General features: G+C 53.4%; 13 protein-coding genes. 12 read left to right on the top strand and 1 reads right to left on the bottom strand.

Annotated features, from left to right (window positions below):
- Positions 1–34: 34 nt before the first annotated feature.
- From K2G43_RS03775 to K2G43_RS03735, 9 genes are all read left to right on the top strand, one after another.
- Complete coding sequence (locus K2G43_RS03775; RefSeq protein ID WP_300153017.1) at positions 35–1216, top strand: DUF418 domain-containing protein; 1182 nt, start codon at positions 35–37, stop codon at positions 1214–1216.
- Positions 1217–1488: 272 nt separating this feature from the next.
- Complete coding sequence (locus K2G43_RS03770) at positions 1489–2730, top strand: class I SAM-dependent methyltransferase (protein ID WP_300153016.1); 1242 nt, start codon at positions 1489–1491, stop codon at positions 2728–2730.
- 537 nt (positions 2731–3267) lie between these two features.
- The gene (locus tag K2G43_RS03765) at positions 3268–4398 is read left to right on the top strand and encodes a Gfo/Idh/MocA family oxidoreductase (RefSeq protein ID WP_297643929.1); all 1131 of its coding nucleotides are present in this window, start codon (positions 3268–3270) and stop codon (positions 4396–4398) included.
- Between the two features lie 76 nt (positions 4399–4474).
- Entirely contained in the window at positions 4475–5443 is a 969-nt protein-coding gene (locus tag K2G43_RS03760) for a calcium/sodium antiporter (RefSeq protein ID WP_300153015.1), read from the top strand.
- Positions 5444–5633: 190 nt separating this feature from the next.
- The gene (locus tag K2G43_RS03755; protein WP_300153014.1) at positions 5634–6767 is read left to right on the top strand and encodes an N-acetyltransferase; all 1134 of its coding nucleotides are present in this window, start codon (positions 5634–5636) and stop codon (positions 6765–6767) included.
- 188 nt (positions 6768–6955) lie between these two features.
- Complete coding sequence (locus K2G43_RS03750; RefSeq protein WP_300153013.1) at positions 6956–8086, top strand: ATP-binding protein; 1131 nt, start codon at positions 6956–6958, stop codon at positions 8084–8086.
- A gap of 77 nt (positions 8087–8163) precedes the next feature.
- Positions 8164–10074 (top strand): DNA topoisomerase IV subunit B, encoded by a 1911-nt coding sequence (locus tag K2G43_RS03745; RefSeq protein ID WP_297643924.1) that lies wholly within the window; start codon positions 8164–8166, stop codon positions 10072–10074.
- A complete protein-coding gene (gene coaD, locus K2G43_RS03740; RefSeq protein WP_297643923.1) occupies positions 10071–10550 on the top strand; it encodes a pantetheine-phosphate adenylyltransferase in 480 nt (159 codons plus the stop codon). Before K2G43_RS03745 ends, coaD begins: the two co-directional genes overlap by 4 nt.
- 139 nt (positions 10551–10689) lie before the next feature.
- Positions 10690–12381, top strand: a complete 1692-nt coding sequence (locus tag K2G43_RS03735; protein ID WP_297643921.1) for a S41 family peptidase — start codon at positions 10690–10692, stop codon at positions 12379–12381.
- A gap of 139 nt (positions 12382–12520) precedes the next feature.
- Here K2G43_RS03735 and K2G43_RS03730 read toward each other — a convergent pair whose 3' ends face one another.
- Positions 12521–13123, bottom strand: a complete 603-nt coding sequence (locus K2G43_RS03730; RefSeq protein WP_297643920.1) for a phosphatase PAP2 family protein — start codon at positions 13121–13123, stop codon at positions 12521–12523.
- Positions 13124–13227: 104 nt separating this feature from the next.
- On the opposite strand from K2G43_RS03730, the gene K2G43_RS03725 reads away from it, so the two are divergent.
- The 3 genes from K2G43_RS03725 (at position 13228) to K2G43_RS03715 (ending at position 17381) form a co-directional block, all read left to right on the top strand.
- Complete coding sequence (locus K2G43_RS03725; RefSeq protein ID WP_297643918.1) at positions 13228–14124, top strand: AraC family transcriptional regulator; 897 nt, start codon at positions 13228–13230, stop codon at positions 14122–14124.
- 574 nt (positions 14125–14698) lie between these two features.
- Positions 14699–15397 carry a succinate dehydrogenase/fumarate reductase cytochrome b subunit gene (locus tag K2G43_RS03720; RefSeq protein WP_297645600.1) on the top strand — a complete coding sequence of 233 codons (699 nt, stop codon included), beginning with the start codon at positions 14699–14701 and terminating at the stop codon, positions 15395–15397.
- Between the two features lie 37 nt (positions 15398–15434).
- Positions 15435–17381, top strand: coding sequence for a fumarate reductase/succinate dehydrogenase flavoprotein subunit (locus tag K2G43_RS03715; RefSeq protein ID WP_297645597.1), 1947 nt, complete (start codon positions 15435–15437; stop codon positions 17379–17381).
- The last annotated feature ends 111 nt before the right edge of the window (positions 17382–17492 follow it).

Raw genomic sequence — 17492 nt, 5'->3', positions numbered from 1 at the left:
TCATTTCAAAATAACTTCTAATGTTTGTCTCGTTATGACTAAGAATCAGTTACCCTCTTACAGACTTGAGGTCGTTGACGCCTTGCGTGGTTTTGCACTGTTTGCAATCGTACTGTTGCATAATCTTGAACATTACAATATCTTTTATGGAGACATGGCCCGTGCGGAATGGCTTCAATGGCTGGATGCCAAGATGACCGAAATCATCTATTTCCTTTTTGCGGGCAAGGCGTACGCCACTTTCTCGCTGCTTTTCGGCTTCAGCTTCTTTATTCAGATGCGCAATGCCCGGAAGCGTGGGGTTGATTTCAGAATGCGCTTCGCATGGCGTATGCTGCTGCTGGTGGGATTCTCACAATTCCATGCGCTGTTTTATAATGGCGACATATTGTTGCTTTATGCGGTTTGCGGTCTTATTCTGATTCCGGCATCATCGTGGAGCAACCGCACCGTGCTGTGGGTGGCGGCGATTCTGATGCTTCAACCGTATTGCTGGGCAAAAATCGGGTATGCGTTGATGAACCCCGGATATGTTGATACGAATTCCTTGTTTGTGCAGTTTGCGGCGTCGGCGGAAGAGGTCGGTCGCAACGGTGATTTGTGGCAGACCCTTGGCAATAATATCTGGAATGGTCAGTTGTACAGCAATTTCTGGCAGGTTGAGGCTGGCAGGTTGTTCCAGACACCGGCGCTCTTCCTGCTGGGCATGTGGCTTGGACGCAAATCCTATTTTGAGAAGACGGACGAAAGCCGCGCATTCTGGTTCAGGGCTTTCGTGTCTGCACTCTTGCTGTGCATCCCTCTGTATTTACTTAAAGAGCTGGTGCCGCACTCCATTTCCAATGTAACCATACGTTCTTATTATGGCATTGCCATTCCGATGCTCTACAACTTCGCGTTTATGACGCTTCTTGTGTCGGCTTTTGTTCTGATGTGGTTTTATGCCGGAAACGGATATAAGGCGCAGCGGTTCATTACACCTTTCGGCCGAATGAGTCTCACTAATTACATCGGTCAGTCTATTATGGGGGTGACGCTTTACTATCACTTTGGCTTCAATCTTTGGTGCAAGACAGGCGCATTCGAGTCCACACTCATTGCCGTTGCTATTTTTGTTGTTCTGCTTTTGTTCAGTCGTAGCTGGCTGGCGAGTCACCGTCAAGGACCATTGGAGTATCTGTGGAAGAAAGGGACTTGGCTCGGGAGCAACAGATAGATGTTGGGGTTGCAGTAGAAGACGGTGGGACGGATGCCGTTCGCCAGCATACATTCCTTTAGACAAAGAAAAGAGTGGGGGCGAAAAACAAAAATAGGCTTTTGCCGTACTCAATACTTGCCTTTTTAAGAGCCTGTTTGAATTTTGTTCAGCCTCCTTTTGGGAGTTCTTTTTGAAGAAAATTTAAACAGGCCCTTGCTTGATTTTCTTGAAAAGGAAACCGAAGCTAACGCATAAAACCACTATCTTTGCATCCACATTCAACCAAGCCTATGACACTCTCCGAAGAAACCCTCCGCTTCATCCGCACGCACAGCCGCGACGATGTGCGCAGCCTCGCCCTACAAGCCCGCCGATATCCTGACGTCGATATGCCCGCCGCCATCACACAAATTGCCGGCAGGCAGACCTTGTCGGAAAAAGTACCTGCGTGGGCGGCAAACGAAACCATCCTTTGCCCGCCACACCTCCCGTTGGAGCAATGCTCTTCGGAAGCGACGGCACGCTACAAAACGGAAGTGGTGAGGAGAAAGGAACGAGGGGACGAGGAGACAAGTGTACAAGGAGATACCTTCACCGACCTGACTGGCGGCTTCGGCATCGACTGCTCCTTCCTTGCCGAAGGCTTCCGGAAAGCCTTCTATGTGGAAAGGCAAGAAACGCTTTGCCGCCTTGCCTCGCACAACTTCCCCGCCTTAGGCTTGCACCACATCACCGTCTGCCACGACGACAGCCTGCACCACCTGCAAGAGATGGACCCGGCGGACTGGCTCTTCATCGACCCGGCACGCCGCGACGGGCACGGCGGGAAGACGGTGGCAATAGCCGATTGCGAACCGGACGTCGCCGCACTCGAAGCGTTGCTGGTGCAGAAAGCCCGGCGCGTGCTGGTGAAACTCTCGCCCATGCTGGACCTCACCCTTGCCCTGAACGACCTGAAGCACGTGGAGGAGGCGCACATCGTCTCCGTAAGCAACGAGTGCAAGGAGCTGCTGCTCGTGCTGAACGGCGATGTCCGCCTGCCTGCCGACGAAGTGCCCATCCACTGTGTCAACCTGCTCAACGGAGGCGAATGGCAGTCGCTCACCTTCACCCGCCGCTGGGAACGGGAAAACCCGTGCAGCTACGCCGCCGTCCCCCGCACCTACCTCTACGAACCGAACGCCTCGGCAATGAAAGCCGGTGCCTTCCGCAGCATTGCTTCTATATATAAAGTGGAGAAGCTGCATCCCAGCAGCCACCTCTACACCTCGAACGCGTGGCTGCCCGACTTTCCCGGACGCAAGTTCCGCATCACCGGCTGCTGCGGCTTCAACAAGAAAGAGGTGAAGACGCTGCTCGCCAACGAAAAGCGTGCCAACCTCACCGTGCGCAACTTCCCCGACACCGTCGCCCAACTGCGCAAGCGGCTGAAGCTGGCGGAAGGTGGCGACACATACCTCTTTGCCACCACGCTTGCCGACGAAAAGAAGGTGCTCATCGCCTGCCAGCCGCCTTGTCCCCCGACTATCTGAAAACTTCTGCAACGCTTTCTTTTAGGCACGGATTACACGGATTTCACGGATAGGACAAAGAAAAAACCGTGAAATCCGTGTAATCCGTGCCTAAAATCATAATACAATGCAAGCAACGACAAGCCCTTGTACACTCTTCCCCTCAGACCATAGGGACAAGAAGCCATAACTCCGCATCCCAAAGAGCTTTTCTTCCGTCGGAAAAGGAAAAAAGCTATACGATAAAGTTCATCTCGCGCCGCGAGATGTATATCTCAGCACGCGAGATGCACATCTCAGCAGCCGGGATGTATATCTCGCGGCGCGAGATATACTTTATCTCCTACATTAAGCCTCTTTATCTCGTAGGAGAAACATCCTTCTAAGCCGTGTCATGCCGTTTCATCCCATGCTTCTGTGCGGACAGGCACGCAAGCCGCACAGGATCCGGTCAATGTGCCGCACACGGAGGCGCAATGACACTAAGCAAACAAATTCATTGGCGGGAGCGGATTTTTCCGTATCTTTGGAACCTGCAAAACCATATCAAGACAAGTTATGATAAAAGTTGCTTTCATCGGAGTGGGTTATCGCGGCAGGCAGTTGTTGCAACTATTGCAACAACTGCCTGCCTTCCGGGTAGTGGCGCTTGCCGACCCGGGAATCGGGAAAGAAGAATTTCCGGACATGAAGTGCTACAACCGGGACGAGGATGACTATCTGAACATGCTTGCAGAGCATACTCCCGATTTGGTATTCGTCGCCTCGCCCTGGCAATACCATGTGCAGCACGCCCTGCAATGCGTGGCGCGGGGTTGCCATGTGGCTTTGGAAATAAAAGGCGGACTCTACATCGACGAATACCAACCCCTGATAGAGCAGGCCGGCCGGCACGGCTGCCGGGTCTATCCGCTGGAGAACACGCTCTTCATGCGCGCCAACCTCTCCGTCTGCAACATGGTGGCGGAAGGGTTGCTGGGCGAGATTATCTATATGCGGGGCGGCTACCGCCACGACCTGCGACGCCTGCTGCTGGACGATGCCGGCAACATCGGCAACCGCGCGAAAACGGAAAGCGTATGGCGCAGCAAGTTCTACCTGCAAGAGAACGGCGACCTTTATCCCACGCACGGCCTGGCTCCCCTCTGCCTGATAGCCGGCATCAACCGCACGGACCGCATCAAAAGCCTGACCTCGTTCGCCTCCAAACCGGCAGGTATGCGGCAACGCATCAAAGACTTGGGAGGCAACACGGAGGTGGAGATTCAGTTGGGCGATGTCGTCGTCACCCAGCTGAAGACGGAGAACGGCATCCTCCTCTCCTTGACGCACGACACCACACTGCCCCGCCCGCGCAGCCTCGACTTCGAGGTGCAGGGCACCAAAGGCATCTGGCAGGGCGACCCAAGAAGAATCTACATCGAAGGCGTCAGCCCGGACGAGACCTGGGAGGCGGACAGCCCCTACGTGGACCGCTACGAACATCGCTATTGGAAGCAATGGGGAAACGAGGCGCTGCGGGTGGACACCCACCACGAAGGCATGGACTACATCATGCTGAAAGCCCTCGAAGCCGACCTGAAAGGTGAGATGCCCTTCCCGGCAACGCTCGACGACCTTGCCCTGTGGACTTCCGTCACGCCGTGGTCGAAGCTCTCCATTGCGGAGGGGCGGACGGTGATGCTGTAATTTTATCCTGAACCGTCAACAAAGATAAGTAACAAACCGTTATCTTTGTTGCGTACAAAGATAACAACAAAGAATCATGAACATCGCATTACTTCTCGGAGGCTTGCTCCTCATCCTATTGGGTGCCAACGGGCTGACAGACGGAGCGGCATCCGTGGCAAAACGTTTCCACATCCCTACCATCGTCATCGGACTCACCATCGTGGCTTTCGGCACTTCGGCACCCGAACTCACCGTCAGCCTCTCTTCCGCCCTGAAGGGCAGCGCGGACATCTCCGTGGGCAATGTGGTGGGAAGCAACCTCTTCAACACGCTGATGATAGTGGGCTGCACGGCGCTCTTCGCCCCCATTGCCGTCACCCGAAACATGCTGGCGAAGGAGATTCCCCTCTGCATACTCGCCTCGCTCGTCCTGCTGGTGTGCTGCAACGACCTCTTTCTGGACGGCGGCAACGACAACGTGCTCAGCGTCACCGACGGGTTGGTGCTGCTCGGCTTCTTCGTCGTCTTCCTGAGCTACACCTTCGCCATCGCCTCGCACGGCAAGCCGACAGACGGACAGCCGGAAGAGGAGACGGAAATCAAGGAACTGCCTCTATGGAAATCGCTGCTCTACATCGTAGGCGGACTTGCCGGACTTATTGCCGGGGGCAGCTTCTTCGTGGACGGCGCTTGCGGCATTGCCCGCAGCCTAGGTGTCAGCGAGTCGGTCATCGGACTGACGCTGGTGGCCGGCGGCACCTCGTTGCCCGAACTTGCCACATCGGTCGTAGCCGCCCTGAAGAAGAATCCGGAGATAGCCATCGGCAATGTCATCGGCAGCAACCTGTTCAACATCTTCCTTGTGCTGGGCTGTTCGGCATCCATCACCCCGCTGCATCTGGCGGGCATCACCAACCTGGACCTTTGGGCACTGGTAGGTTCGGGCATCCTCTTCTGGCTCTTCGGCTGTTTCTTTGGCAAGCGCACCATCACCCGGGTGGAAGGCAGCGTGCTGATGCTGGCATACATCGCTTATACGGCGGTGCTGATATATAAGATTTGATTTAAGGAGTTATTCGGGAGTTAAAGGGAGTTATCGGGAGTTAGAAGCCGATAGTCCTACTTGCGATAGCGCTATTTGCACAAGGCGGAGTATCGGCCTTTAACTCCTTCAAAGAAAAAGATTCCTGCTCATTCTTGATTGCTTTTATGTATGGAAAACGTATCTTTGCACCCTCAATATAGAAAGAACTATGGCCATTACAATCAAGAAAGTAACCACCAGACGGGAACTGGAACGCTTCATCCGTTTCAATTATCGGTTGTATAAAGACAACCCTTACTCCGTGCCCGACCTCTTCGATGACATGCTCAACACCTTCAATAAGAAGAAGAATGCCGCCTTCGAGTTCTGTGAGGCCGACTATTTTCTGGCCTACCGCGACGGACAAATCGTAGGTCGCGTAGCCGCCATCATCAACCACAAGGCAAACCAGACCTGGGACAAGAAGGAAGTCCGCTTCGGCTGGATAGACTTCATCGACGACGCCGAAGTGTCCGATGCCCTGATGCACGCCGTCGAGGCGTGGGGCAAGGAACGCGGCATGACCCACATACAGGGTCCGCTGGGCTTCACCGACTTCGATGCCGAAGGGATGCTGGTCGAAGGCTTCGACCAACTCAGCACCATGGCGACCATCTACAACTATCCCTACTACCCTCAACATTTGGAACGCATGGGCTTTGAGAAGGATGCCGACTGGGTGGAATACAAAATCTACATCCCCGACGCCATTCCCGACAAGCACAAGCGCATCTCCGACCTCATCCAGCGCAAATACAACCTCAAAATAAAGAAATACACCTCGTCGAGCAAGATTGCCAAAGAATACGGACAGGCCATCTTCGAACTGATGAACGAGGCCTACCGGCCCCTCTACGGCTACTCCGCCCTGTCGCAACAGCAGATAGAGCAGTACATCAAGATGTTCCTCCCCATCGTGGACCTGCGCATGGTGACGCTCATCACCGATGCCGACGACCGACTGATAGCCGTGGGCATCTCCATGCCCTCCCTCTCCGAAGCCTTGCAGAAGTCGCACGGACGGCTCCTCCCCTTCGGCTGGTACCACTTGGGCAAGACGCTCTTCCTGAAGAGATATCCCAAGATGCTGGACTTGCTGCTGGTGGCCGTAAAGCCCGAATACCAGAACAAAGGCGTGAACGCCCTGCTCTTCTCCGACCTCATCCCCGTCTATCAGCAACTCGGCTTCGAATATGCCGAAAGCAACCCCGAACTGGAACTGAACGGCAAAGTGCAGGCACAATGGGAATACTTCAAGACGGAGCAGCACAAGCGGAGGAGGTGCTTTGTGAAGAAGATATAAGATTAAGTTTTAAAAGAAATAAACTTACAAACTTAGAAAGTTCAAGATAAACGCATTTTAGGACTTAACCGTCCTAATCCAAAAAGTTGCGGTAACATTTCGGATTACGATCCAAAAAGTTACCGCAACTTTTTGGATTAGCAGAAAAACAACTTATCTTTGCCCTTGCATCAAAACGAAGAAAAATTATGATAACAAGGAAGCTGGAGAAAGTCATAGAACAACGGATGTTTAAAGGGAAAGCCATCCTGCTGATTGGAGCAAGACAAGTGGGCAAAAGCACCTTGTTCCGGCAAATCACGGAAAAACGTACCGAACCGTTGTTGTCACTGAACTGCGACGAACCCGAAGTAAAAGAGATGCTGGCGCAAATCAACACCGCAGAGCTGAGACTCCTCATCGGCAACAACCGCCTGGTAGTGATAGACGAGGCGCAACGGGTGCCCGAAATCGGCTTGACCCTCAAAAAGATTACCGACAACTTTCCCGATGTGCAACTGCTGGTAACAGGCTCTTCTTCCTTTGAACTGCAAAACCGCCTGAACGAACCACTCACCGGACGCAAGTATGAATACCACCTTTACCCCATCTCCACCGCCGAGTTGCTGGAGAACAAGGGATTGCTTGCCATCCGTCAATCTTTGGAGTCGCGCCTCATCTACGGTTCTTATCCCGACATCATCAACCATGCGGACGAAGCCAAAGAGTTGCTGATGAACATCGCCAACAGCTATCTCTACAAAGACCTGCTCGCCTTAGATGACATCCGCCGCCCGGTACTGTTGGAAAAACTTTTGGTGGCACTCTCCCTGCAAGTGGGCAGCGAGGTATCCTACAACGAAGTGGCGCAAACCATCGGTACGGACAGCAAAACCGTAGAGAAATACATCGACCTGCTGGAAAAGTGCTACATCATCTTCCGTCTGAACGCCTTCAGCCGCAACGTGCGTACCGAACTGAAAAAAAGCAAGAAAGTCTATTTCTATGACAACGGCATCCGCAATGCCGTGATACAGAACTTCGCTCCCCTCAACCTGCGGCAAGACACCGGTGCGCTGTGGGAGAACTTCTTCATCAGCGAACGCCTCAAAGCCAACCATTACGCCGGGCGCTTTGCCAAAAGCTACTTTTGGCGCACCACCCGGCAACAGGAGATAGACTACATCGAAGAGTCCGACGGCAAGTTCACCGTCTTTGAAATGAAGTGGAATCCCAAGAAGGCGCAAACGTCCTTTCCCGATACCTTCTTGAAAAATTATCCGATAGAAGAAACGGCTGTGATAATCCCGGAGAACTATTTGGAATTTGTGAACTTTTGATAAAACCCAAGAGCCGCTTTGCGTATATATCGTATATAAGTTATATATTTGCAAGCATCCCTAACAATCGAAACCCCATGAAAGAAGAAGAAAATATCAACGAAGGACTCCCCTTCAGCGAACCGACCGTAGAATACACCGACGACAACATACGCCACCTGGACGACATGGAACACATCCGTGTCCGCTCCGGCATGTACATCGGACGACTGGGCGACGGCTCGCAGAGCGACGACGGCATCTACGTCCTGTTGAAGGAGGTGATGGACAACAGCATCGACGAATTCAAGATGGGAGCCGGCAAACGCATCGAAGTCACCATCGAAGAGAACCTGCGCGTCAGCGTCAGAGACTACGGGCGAGGCATTCCGCAAGGCAAACTGATTGAAGCCGTCAGCAAGCTGAACACCGGAGGCAAATATGATAGCAAGGCGTTCAAGAAGAGCGTCGGACTGAACGGTGTCGGCATCAAGGCAGTCAACGCACTGAGCAGCCGCTTCGAAGTGCGCAGCTACCGCGACGGCAAGGTACGCGCCGCCACCTTCGAGAAAGGCGTGCTGCAAACCGACACCACCGAAGAGAGCGCCGAAGAGAACGGAACCTTCATCTTCTTTGAGCCGGACAACACGCTCTTCCTGAACTACTTCTTCCAGAACCAGTTCGTAGAGAACCTGCTACGTAACTATACCTACCTGAACACAGGACTCACCTTCATCTACAACGGCCAGCGCATCGTCTCGCGCCACGGACTGGAAGACCTGCTGAAGGACAACATGACCAGCGAAGGCCTCTACGACATCATCCACCTGAAGGGAGAGGACATCGAAATAGCCTTCACCCACACCAACCAGTACGGCGAGGAGTACTACTCCTTCGTCAACGGGCAGCACACCACCCAGGGCGGTACGCACCAGACGGCGCTGAAAGAGCACATCGCCCGCACCATCAAGGAGTTCTACAACAAGAACCAAGAGTATGCCGACATCCGCAACGGACTGGTTGCCGCCATCGCCATCGACGTGGAAGAACCCATGTTCGAGAGCCAGACCAAGACCAAGTTAGGCAGCAACAACATGTGGCCCGCCGTGCCGCAAGAGAACAAGCCCGCCGGACCCACGGTGAACAAGTACGTGGGCGACTTCATCAAGACCGAAGTGGACAACTACCTGCACAAAAACCCGCTGGTGGCGGAAGTGATGCTGCAAAAGATACAGGACTCCGAGAAGGAGCGCAAGGCCATCGCCGGCGTCACCAAGCTGGCACGCGAACGTGCCAAGAAGGCGAACCTGCACAACCGCAAGCTGCGCGACTGCCGCTACCACCTGAACGACGGCAAGGGCAAGGAGCAGGAAACCGAATCGTGCATCTTCATCACCGAGGGTGACTCCGCCAGCGGCTCCATCACCAAGAGCCGCGACGTGAACACACAGGCGGTATTCAGCCTGCGAGGCAAACCGCTGAACTCATTCGGACTGACCAAGAAGGTGGTCTATGAGAACGAAGAGTTCAACCTGCTGCAAGCCGCCCTGAACATCGAAGACGGCATCGAAGGACTGCGCTACAACAAAGTCATCGTGGCCACCGATGCCGATGTGGACGGCATGCACATCCGCCTGCTCATCATCACCTTCTTCCTGCAATTCTTCCCCGACCTCATCAAGAAGGGGCACGTGTATATCCTGCAAACCCCGCTCTTCCGCGTGCGCAACAAGAAGCGCACCGACTACTGCTACTCGGAAGAGGAGCGCGTGAAGTCCATCGACGAGCTGGGACCGAACCCCGAAATCACCCGCTTCAAAGGATTGGGCGAAATCTCGCCCGACGAGTTCCGCCACTTCATCGGCAAGGAGATGCGCCTGGAGCAGGTGTCGCTGCGCAAGACCGACCTCGTCAAGGAACTGCTGGAATTCTACATGGGAAAGAATACCATGGAACGACAGAACTTTATCATCAACAACCTGATCATAGAAGAAGATTTGGCACAATGAGAAGAGCAATCTTTCCGGGCACATTCGACCCGTTCACCATCGGACACGCTTCGATAGTGCGCCGCGCGCTGACGTTCATCGACGAAGTGGTCATCGGCATCGGCATCAACGACAACAAGAACACCTACTTCCCCGTAGAGAAACGGGAGCAGATGATACGCGACCTCTACCGCGACGAACCGCGCGTCATCGTCCGGTCATACAACTGCCTGACCATCGACTTCGCCCGGCAGATGGAAGCCAACCTCATCATCCGAGGCATCCGCACGGTGAAAGACTTTGAGTATGAGGAGACTATCGCCGACATCAACCGCCAGTTGACGGGCATCGAAACCATCCTGCTCTTCACCGAGCCGGAACTGTCAAGTATCAGTTCTACTGTCGTAAGGGAGTTGCTGAGGTATGGGAAGGATGTGAGCAGGTTCATAGCCTCTCCCCCCGAAAAGATGTGTCAAAACGAAAAGAACCCGACATAATGATAGATTTTAGGCACAGATTAATCAAGAAGAAAACCGTGTAAATCCGTGTCTAAAAGAAAGTGAAATGCATGTTTTGACACATCTACAGAAAGAATAGCTCTCCTATAGTTCACCAATCATTAATTTATTATTCCTTATGAAAGCATTATCGAAAGCATTATCCGCCCTCATATCCCTCATCACCCACTCTCCCCTCTCCCTTTGGAGAGGGGCCGGGGGTGAGGCTTTGCTTTTCCTCTTTTGCGCCCTACCCCTGCACGCGCAACAATCGAACAACGAAGCCCTGCGCAAGCTGCAAATGGCGGAGTTCGCCATCAGCAGGCTCTATGTGGACCCGGTGGATGAGAACAAACTGGTGGAAGAGGCCATCATCCGGATGCTGGCACAGCTCGACCCCCACTCCACCTACAACAACGCCGAAGAGGTGAAGAAGATGAACGAACCCTTGCAGGGGAACTTCGAAGGCATCGGTGTGCAGTTCCAGATGGTGGAAGACACGCTGCTCGTCATCCAGCCCGTCAGCAACGGGCCTTCCGAAAAAGTGGGCATTCTGGCGGGAGACCGCATCGTGGCGGTGAACGACACCGCCATCGCCGGCGTGAAGATGAGCACGGAAGAGATTATGAGCCGCCTGCGGGGACCGAAGAACTCGGAAGTCAGCCTCGCCATCGTGCGCCGCGGCGTGGACGACACGCTCCACTTCACCGTGCGCCGCGACAAGATACCCATCCTCAGCCTCGACGCCTCTTACATGATACAGCCGCAGACCGGCTACATCCGTATCAACCGATTCGGCGCCACCACCGCCGAAGAGTTCGCCGAAGCCCTGAAAACGTTGCAGCAGAAGGGCATGAAAGACCTCATCCTCGACCTGCAAGGCAACGGCGGAGGATACCTGAACGCCGCCATCGACCTGGCCAACGAATTCTTAGAGCAGAAAGAGCTGATTGTATATACCGAAGGACGCGCCGCCCGCCGCAGCGACTTCTATGCCAAAGGCACAGGCAAGTTCAAGAAAGGACGCCTCGTCGTATTGGTGGACGAGTACTCCGCATCCGCCAGCGAAATCGTGACGGGAGCCATTCAGGATTGGGACCGTGGCGTAGTGGTAGGCCGCCGCACCTTCGGCAAAGGACTGGTGCAACGCCCCATCGACCTGCCCGACGGCTCCATGATCCGGCTCACCATCGCCCGCTACTACACCCCCGCAGGCCGCTGCATCCAGAAGCCCTACGACAACACCGCCAACCCCGACGCCACGCTGAACGGCGAGGCAGGAGTGTCGAAATACAACCGCGAACTGACAGACCGCTTCAACCACGGTGAGATGATTCACGCCGACAGCATCCACTTCGCCGACTCGCTGAAGGTGCAGACCAAACGCCTGGCACGCACCGTCTATGGCGGCGGAGGCATCATGCCCGACTTCTTCGTGCCCATCGACACCACCCAATATACCGACTACCACCGCAACCTCGTGGCAAAAGGCGTCATCATCCGAAGCACCACCGGCTACATCGAGAAACACCGCAAGGAGTTGCAGAGCCGATACAAGACCTTCGAGGCCTTCAACGAAAAGTTTGAGATAGACGACCGGTTCCTGGCCGACGTGCGCGCGATGGCCGAAAAGGAGAATATCAAGTTCGACGAAAGACAATACAACCGCTCCCTGCCGCTCATCAAGACACAGCTCAAGGCGCTGATAGCCCGCGACCTGTGGGAGATGAACGAATACTTCCGCGTCATGAACACCACGAACCACAGCGTGCAACAGGCACTGAAAGTGCTGGACGAAGGCATCTACAGCACGATTATTCCCGGGCAATAACTGCCCCTTTCACAGACACTTGCTCCTGTCCGCTCAGAAGCAAGTGTCTGACTTCTTGAACACAAGTGTCTGTCGCGACAGACACTTGCGTCTGTCAAGCCGAAAACAAACAGCCAGCAACATATTCATAACCAGCTGTTTACTCGCCGAACAGCCAGCGATTCAACCAACGGTTGACATAGATGTTCGCCACGGCGCATCCTGCACCGATGGCCGCCCCCGCCAGCACATCCGACGGATAGTGCACCCCCTCGTTCATGCGGGAGACTCCCACGGAGCACGCCCACAAGGCAGAGGGAGCTATCACATACCATTTAGGATACTTCACGCTGAGCGAAGTGGCAAGGGCAAACGCCGTCGCCGTATGTCCCGAAGGGAAGGAAGGACTGCTCTCGCGGCTATAGGGATGCACCCGGTCGGGATACTTATCGTAGGGACGTTGGCGGTCCACCAGATACTTCATCCCATACGTCACGACAAAGGTTCCCGCCACACCGGTACCCACATAGAGCGCATCCTTCAGCAGCCCCTTGTCGTGTTTCACCCACGCCGCCACCGCCATCGCCACAGGTACGCCAACCGCTACGTAAGGCTCCGAACGCGAAATCACCTTATTGTAGTTGCGGATGAATCTGCCATCCCAACCGTTCACTCTATGCAGCGTATTGATGTCCCAATTCTGCGCCGAAACACCCGATACAACAAGGGAGATAAAATATACAAATAAGTACCATTTTTTCATAACCTTTTCACATTTGTTTGGTGCAAAGATAAAACAAACAGACATAGTTATTATAAAAAAAGTCTATCTTTGCCCCACTTTTATACTAAATTCGCTATCCTTTTATGGCTTCGGAAAACTTTTGCAACCGGAATATTGATTGTAATACATGCGCTCAGAAATCAGAAGGAATGTTGGTTTTACACCATTATCCCAAAGGATGGCATGCTTCTGCCAAAAAGTGCACGCAAAACTGCATGATCTTCATGCTGCGGGGCGAACTGCTCATCAACAGCAACGAATATCCGGGCGCCACCCTCCGCAGCAAACAAATCATCCTGCAAGCCATCGGCTCCAAAATGGAACTCCTCGCCCTGACGGAAGTGGAGTACATCGTCTATTGGTTCAACGAACCTCCCTTGATATGCGAAGAGCGCTACAAAGAGGTGCTGAAACTTTCGGCCCCTCCCCTCACCTACACCCCGCTGACGGCAATTCCCCTGCTGGAAAACATCCTGAGCGGCGTGGCATGCTACCTCAAGGAACAGCCCTGCCCATGCGGCAAATACCTGAAGATAAAAGGGTATGAGCTGGTGCATATACTGACATGCTACTATCCGCTGCCCCAAATCAGCAGCTTCTTCTACCCCATCAGCTCCTACACGGAAAGCTTCCACTACTTCGTGATGAAAAACTACGACAAGGTGAAGAATGTGGAAGAGTTCGCCCACCTCGGCGGCTATACCATCACCACCTTCCGCCGCCTCTTCAAGAACATGTACGGAGTCCCTGTATATGAATGGATTCTGGACAAAAAGCGCGAAGGCATCCTGAACGACCTCCGACACACCAAACAACGCATCTCGGTCATCAGTGCCCGCTATGGCTTCGACTCCCTCTCCCACTTCGCCCATTTCTGCAAAGACTCCTTCGGCGACACTCCACGCTCCCTCCGGAAACGCCTGATGAGCGGAGAAAACATCGGCATCCTCCACAAAGAACAGGAGAAGGAGAAGGAATAACGAGAATGCCCCCGGAAATGGCATTGTCACAAGCACTCCCTTCGTTTGTAAAATGTTTTTCATCTTTTTCCCGCAACCGCCACGCTCCGGTGAAAAAACACCCTTTGCTTTTTCACCAGCTATTGTCTCTATACTGCACCCTGTCCGCCCCCTACCAGAGCCTATTCGGCTTCGGACGTTCTTCGGACAAACTCCACTCCCTAGGACCGAAGAATGTCCGAAGAACGTCCGAAGAAACACCGAAGAAACTATGGAGCAGACAAGGGCCGGATAAGACACGGACCGGAAAAACAAAAGATGACGGAATCTCCGGAAGGAAGATTTCTTGTGTAAATATATATGATTTTCGTTCCACGGCTCTTCATTGAAGGAGTCAGAGGAGCTATCACTCCGCTTTGCTCCGTTACGTCAGAAGTCAACGGACTCCATTTTCATGAAAAAGCCGTGCATTACGGAATAATTTCTTTAATCGCTTGCTTAATCAAGCTTTTTCACCTATTTTTGCACAAAATGAGAGGAATCAACTTTTGTGGATATATTTTCTAACTATTAAATAATTTAAATTCAATCATTTATGTGGTTAAGTAATTCATCTGTAGGAAGGAAAGTGGTGATGAGTGTTACCGGCATCGCCCTTGTCCTGTTTCTAACCTTTCACATGGCGATGAACCTTGTTGCCTTGGTTTCGGCCAACGGCTATAACATGGTTTGTGAGTTCCTGGGAGCAAACTGGTACGCACTTGTGGCAACCGCCGGACTGGCTGCCTTGTTCATCATCCACATCATCTACGCTTTCTGGCTGACCATGCAGAACCGCAAGGCACGCGGCAGCGAACGCTATGCCGTGACAGAGAAACCGAAGAACGTGGAATGGGCTTCTCAAAACATGCTCGTACTGGGCATTATCGTGATTGTAGGCTTGGGTCTGCACCTGGTAAACTTCTGGTCTAAGATGCAGCTGCCGGAGTTGATGCACAACATGGGCATGCACGCCGACATGGGCACACTCGCTTTTGCCGCCAACGGCGTTTACCACATCCAGCAGACATTCAGCAACCCGGTGTTTGTAGTGCTTTACCTCGTTTGGCTGGCCGCATTGTGGTTCCACCTGACCCACGGTTTCTGGAGCGCCATGCAGTCTTTGGGCTGGAACAACAAGGTATGGATCAACCGTTGGAAGTGCATCTCCGACATCTACTCTACCATTGTTGTAGTATGCTTCGCACTGGTAGTTGTCGTATTCTTTGCAAAATCATTGTGCGGCGCTTGCTAAATTGTAAATTGTAAATGACTAAATTGTAAATTGCATTATGACCAAGATAGATTCTAAAATACCGGAAGGACCGGTGGCTGAGAAATGGACCAACTATAAGGCTCACCAAAAATTAGTAAACCCCGCCAACAAGCGCCGTTTGGACATCATCGTCGTAGGTACCGGACTTGCCGGAGCCAGCGCCGCCGCCTCACTTGGCGAGATGGGTTTCAAAGTATTCAACTTCTGCATCCAAGACTCTCCGCGCCGCGCACACTCCATCGCCGCACAGGGAGGTATCAACGCAGCCAAGAATTACCAAAACGACGGTGACTCCGTTTACCGTCTGTTCTACGATACAGTGAAGGGTGGCGACTACCGCGCCCGTGAAGCCAACGTTTACCGTCTGGCCGAAGTATCCAACAACATCATCGACCAGTGCGTGGCACAAGGTGTTCCCTTCGCACGCGAATACGGCGGTACGCTGGACAACCGTTCTTTCGGTGGCGCACAGGTATCACGTACTTTCTATGCCAAAGGTCAGACAGGCCAGCAGCTGTTGCTGGGTGCTTACTCCGCGCTGAGCCGTCAGGTGAACGCAGGCACCGTAAAACTCTACACCCGCTATGAAATGGAAGACGTGGTTCTCATCGACGGACGCGCACGCGGTATCATCGCCAAGAACCTCGTTACAGGTAAGCTGGAGCGTTTCGCCGCCCATGCCGTGGTTATCGCCACCGGCGGTTATGGTAACGCTTACTTCCTTTCTACCAACGCAATGGCATGTAACTGTACAGCAGCGATGGCTTGCTACCGCAAGGGTGCTTGGTTCGCCAACCCCGCTTACGTGCAGATTCACCCCACTTGTATCCCCGTTCACGGCGACAAGCAGTCTAAACTGACGCTGATGTCAGAATCTCTGCGTAACGACGGTCGTATCTGGGTTCCGAAGAAGCTGGAAGACGCCAAGAAGCTGCAAGAAGGTACGCTGCAAGGAAAAGACATCCCCGAAGAAGACCGCGACTACTACCTGGAACGCCGCTATCCGGCATTCGGTAACCTCGTTCCGCGCGACGTTGCCAGCCGTGCCGCCAAGGAGCGTTGCGACAAGGGCTTCGGCGTGAACAACACCGGCCTGGCCGTGTTCCTCGACTTCAGCGACGCCATCAACCGTCTGGGCGTTGACGTGGTTCGCCAGCGTTATGGCAACCTCTTCGACATGTACGAGGAAATCACCGACGTGAACCCCGAACACAACCCGATGATGATTTATCCGGCCATCCACTACACCATGGGCGGTATCTGGGTGGACTACGAACTGATGACCTCCATCAAGGGTCTGTTCGCCATCGGCGAATGTAACTTCTCCGACCACGGAGCCAACCGCCTCGGTGCTTCCGCCCTGATGCAGGGTCTGGCCGACGGTTACTTCGTATTGCCTTACACCATCCAGAACTATCTGGCCGACCAGATTACCGTTCCCCGCTTCTCTACCGACCTGCCCGAATTCGCAGCCGCCGAGAAGGCCGTTCAGGACAAGATCGACTGGATGATGAACATCAAGGGTAAGAAATCCGTTGACTCCATCCACAAGGAACTGGGCCACGTGATGTGGGAATATGTAGGTATGGGACGTACTGAAGAAGGCTTGAAGGAAGGCTTGAAGAGACTGAAGGAAATCCGCAAGGAGTTCGAGAAAGAGCTGTTCATCCCCGGCGACAAGGAAGGCATGAACGTAGAGCTGGACAAGGCCATCCGCCTGTACGACTTCATCACCATGGGCGAACTCGTTGCTCATGATGCCTTGAACCGCAACGAAAGCTGTGGCGGCCACTTCCGTGAAGAATACCAGACCGAAGAGGGCGAAGCCAAACGCGACGACGAGAACTACTTCTATGTAGCTTGCTGGGAATACCAAGGCAGCGACGAGAAGGAACCGGTATTGCTGAAAGAACCGCTGGTTTACGAAGCAATCAAGGTACAGACTCGTAACTACAAGAGCTAATCGGGAACGTTGAACAATTAAAGAATTAAAGAAAAATGGATAAAAATATATCATTTACGCTCAAGGTATGGCGCCAGAAGGGTCCGAAAGCAAAAGGCGCTTTTGAAACAT

It is taken from the genome of Bacteroides sp. (genome assembly GCF_029057325.1).
GTDB lineage: Bacteria > Bacteroidota > Bacteroidia > Bacteroidales > Bacteroidaceae > Bacteroides.
The sequence above is the reverse complement of the archived record's forward strand: the minus strand, read 5'-3'. Positions and strand labels throughout refer to the sequence as shown.

What these genes read in the sequence shown, in the direction of transcription:
- K2G43_RS03725 (WP_297643918.1), top strand. Translation starts at nt 13,228, where the DNA reads ATGGCTTCGGAAAACTTTTGCAACCGGAATATTGATTGTAATACATGC.
- K2G43_RS03750 (WP_300153013.1), top strand. Translation starts at nt 6,956, where the DNA reads ATGATAACAAGGAAGCTGGAGAAAGTCATAGAACAACGGATGTTTAAA.
- K2G43_RS03745 (WP_297643924.1), top strand. Translation starts at nt 8,164, where the DNA reads ATGAAAGAAGAAGAAAATATCAACGAAGGACTCCCCTTCAGCGAACCG.
- K2G43_RS03775 (WP_300153017.1), top strand. Translation starts at nt 35, where the DNA reads ATGACTAAGAATCAGTTACCCTCTTACAGACTTGAGGTCGTTGACGCC.
- K2G43_RS03735 (WP_297643921.1), top strand. Translation starts at nt 10,690, where the DNA reads ATGAAAGCATTATCGAAAGCATTATCCGCCCTCATATCCCTCATCACC.
- K2G43_RS03730 (WP_297643920.1), bottom strand. Translation starts at nt 13,123, where the DNA reads ATGAAAAAATGGTACTTATTTGTATATTTTATCTCCCTTGTTGTATCG.
- K2G43_RS03755 (WP_300153014.1), top strand. Translation starts at nt 5,634, where the DNA reads ATGGCCATTACAATCAAGAAAGTAACCACCAGACGGGAACTGGAACGC.
- K2G43_RS03770 (WP_300153016.1), top strand. Translation starts at nt 1,489, where the DNA reads ATGACACTCTCCGAAGAAACCCTCCGCTTCATCCGCACGCACAGCCGC.
- K2G43_RS03720 (WP_297645600.1), top strand. Translation starts at nt 14,699, where the DNA reads ATGTGGTTAAGTAATTCATCTGTAGGAAGGAAAGTGGTGATGAGTGTT.
- K2G43_RS03760 (WP_300153015.1), top strand. Translation starts at nt 4,475, where the DNA reads ATGAACATCGCATTACTTCTCGGAGGCTTGCTCCTCATCCTATTGGGT.
- coaD (WP_297643923.1), top strand. Translation starts at nt 10,071, where the DNA reads ATGAGAAGAGCAATCTTTCCGGGCACATTCGACCCGTTCACCATCGGA.
- K2G43_RS03715 (WP_297645597.1), top strand. Translation starts at nt 15,435, where the DNA reads ATGACCAAGATAGATTCTAAAATACCGGAAGGACCGGTGGCTGAGAAA.
- K2G43_RS03765 (WP_297643929.1), top strand. Translation starts at nt 3,268, where the DNA reads ATGATAAAAGTTGCTTTCATCGGAGTGGGTTATCGCGGCAGGCAGTTG.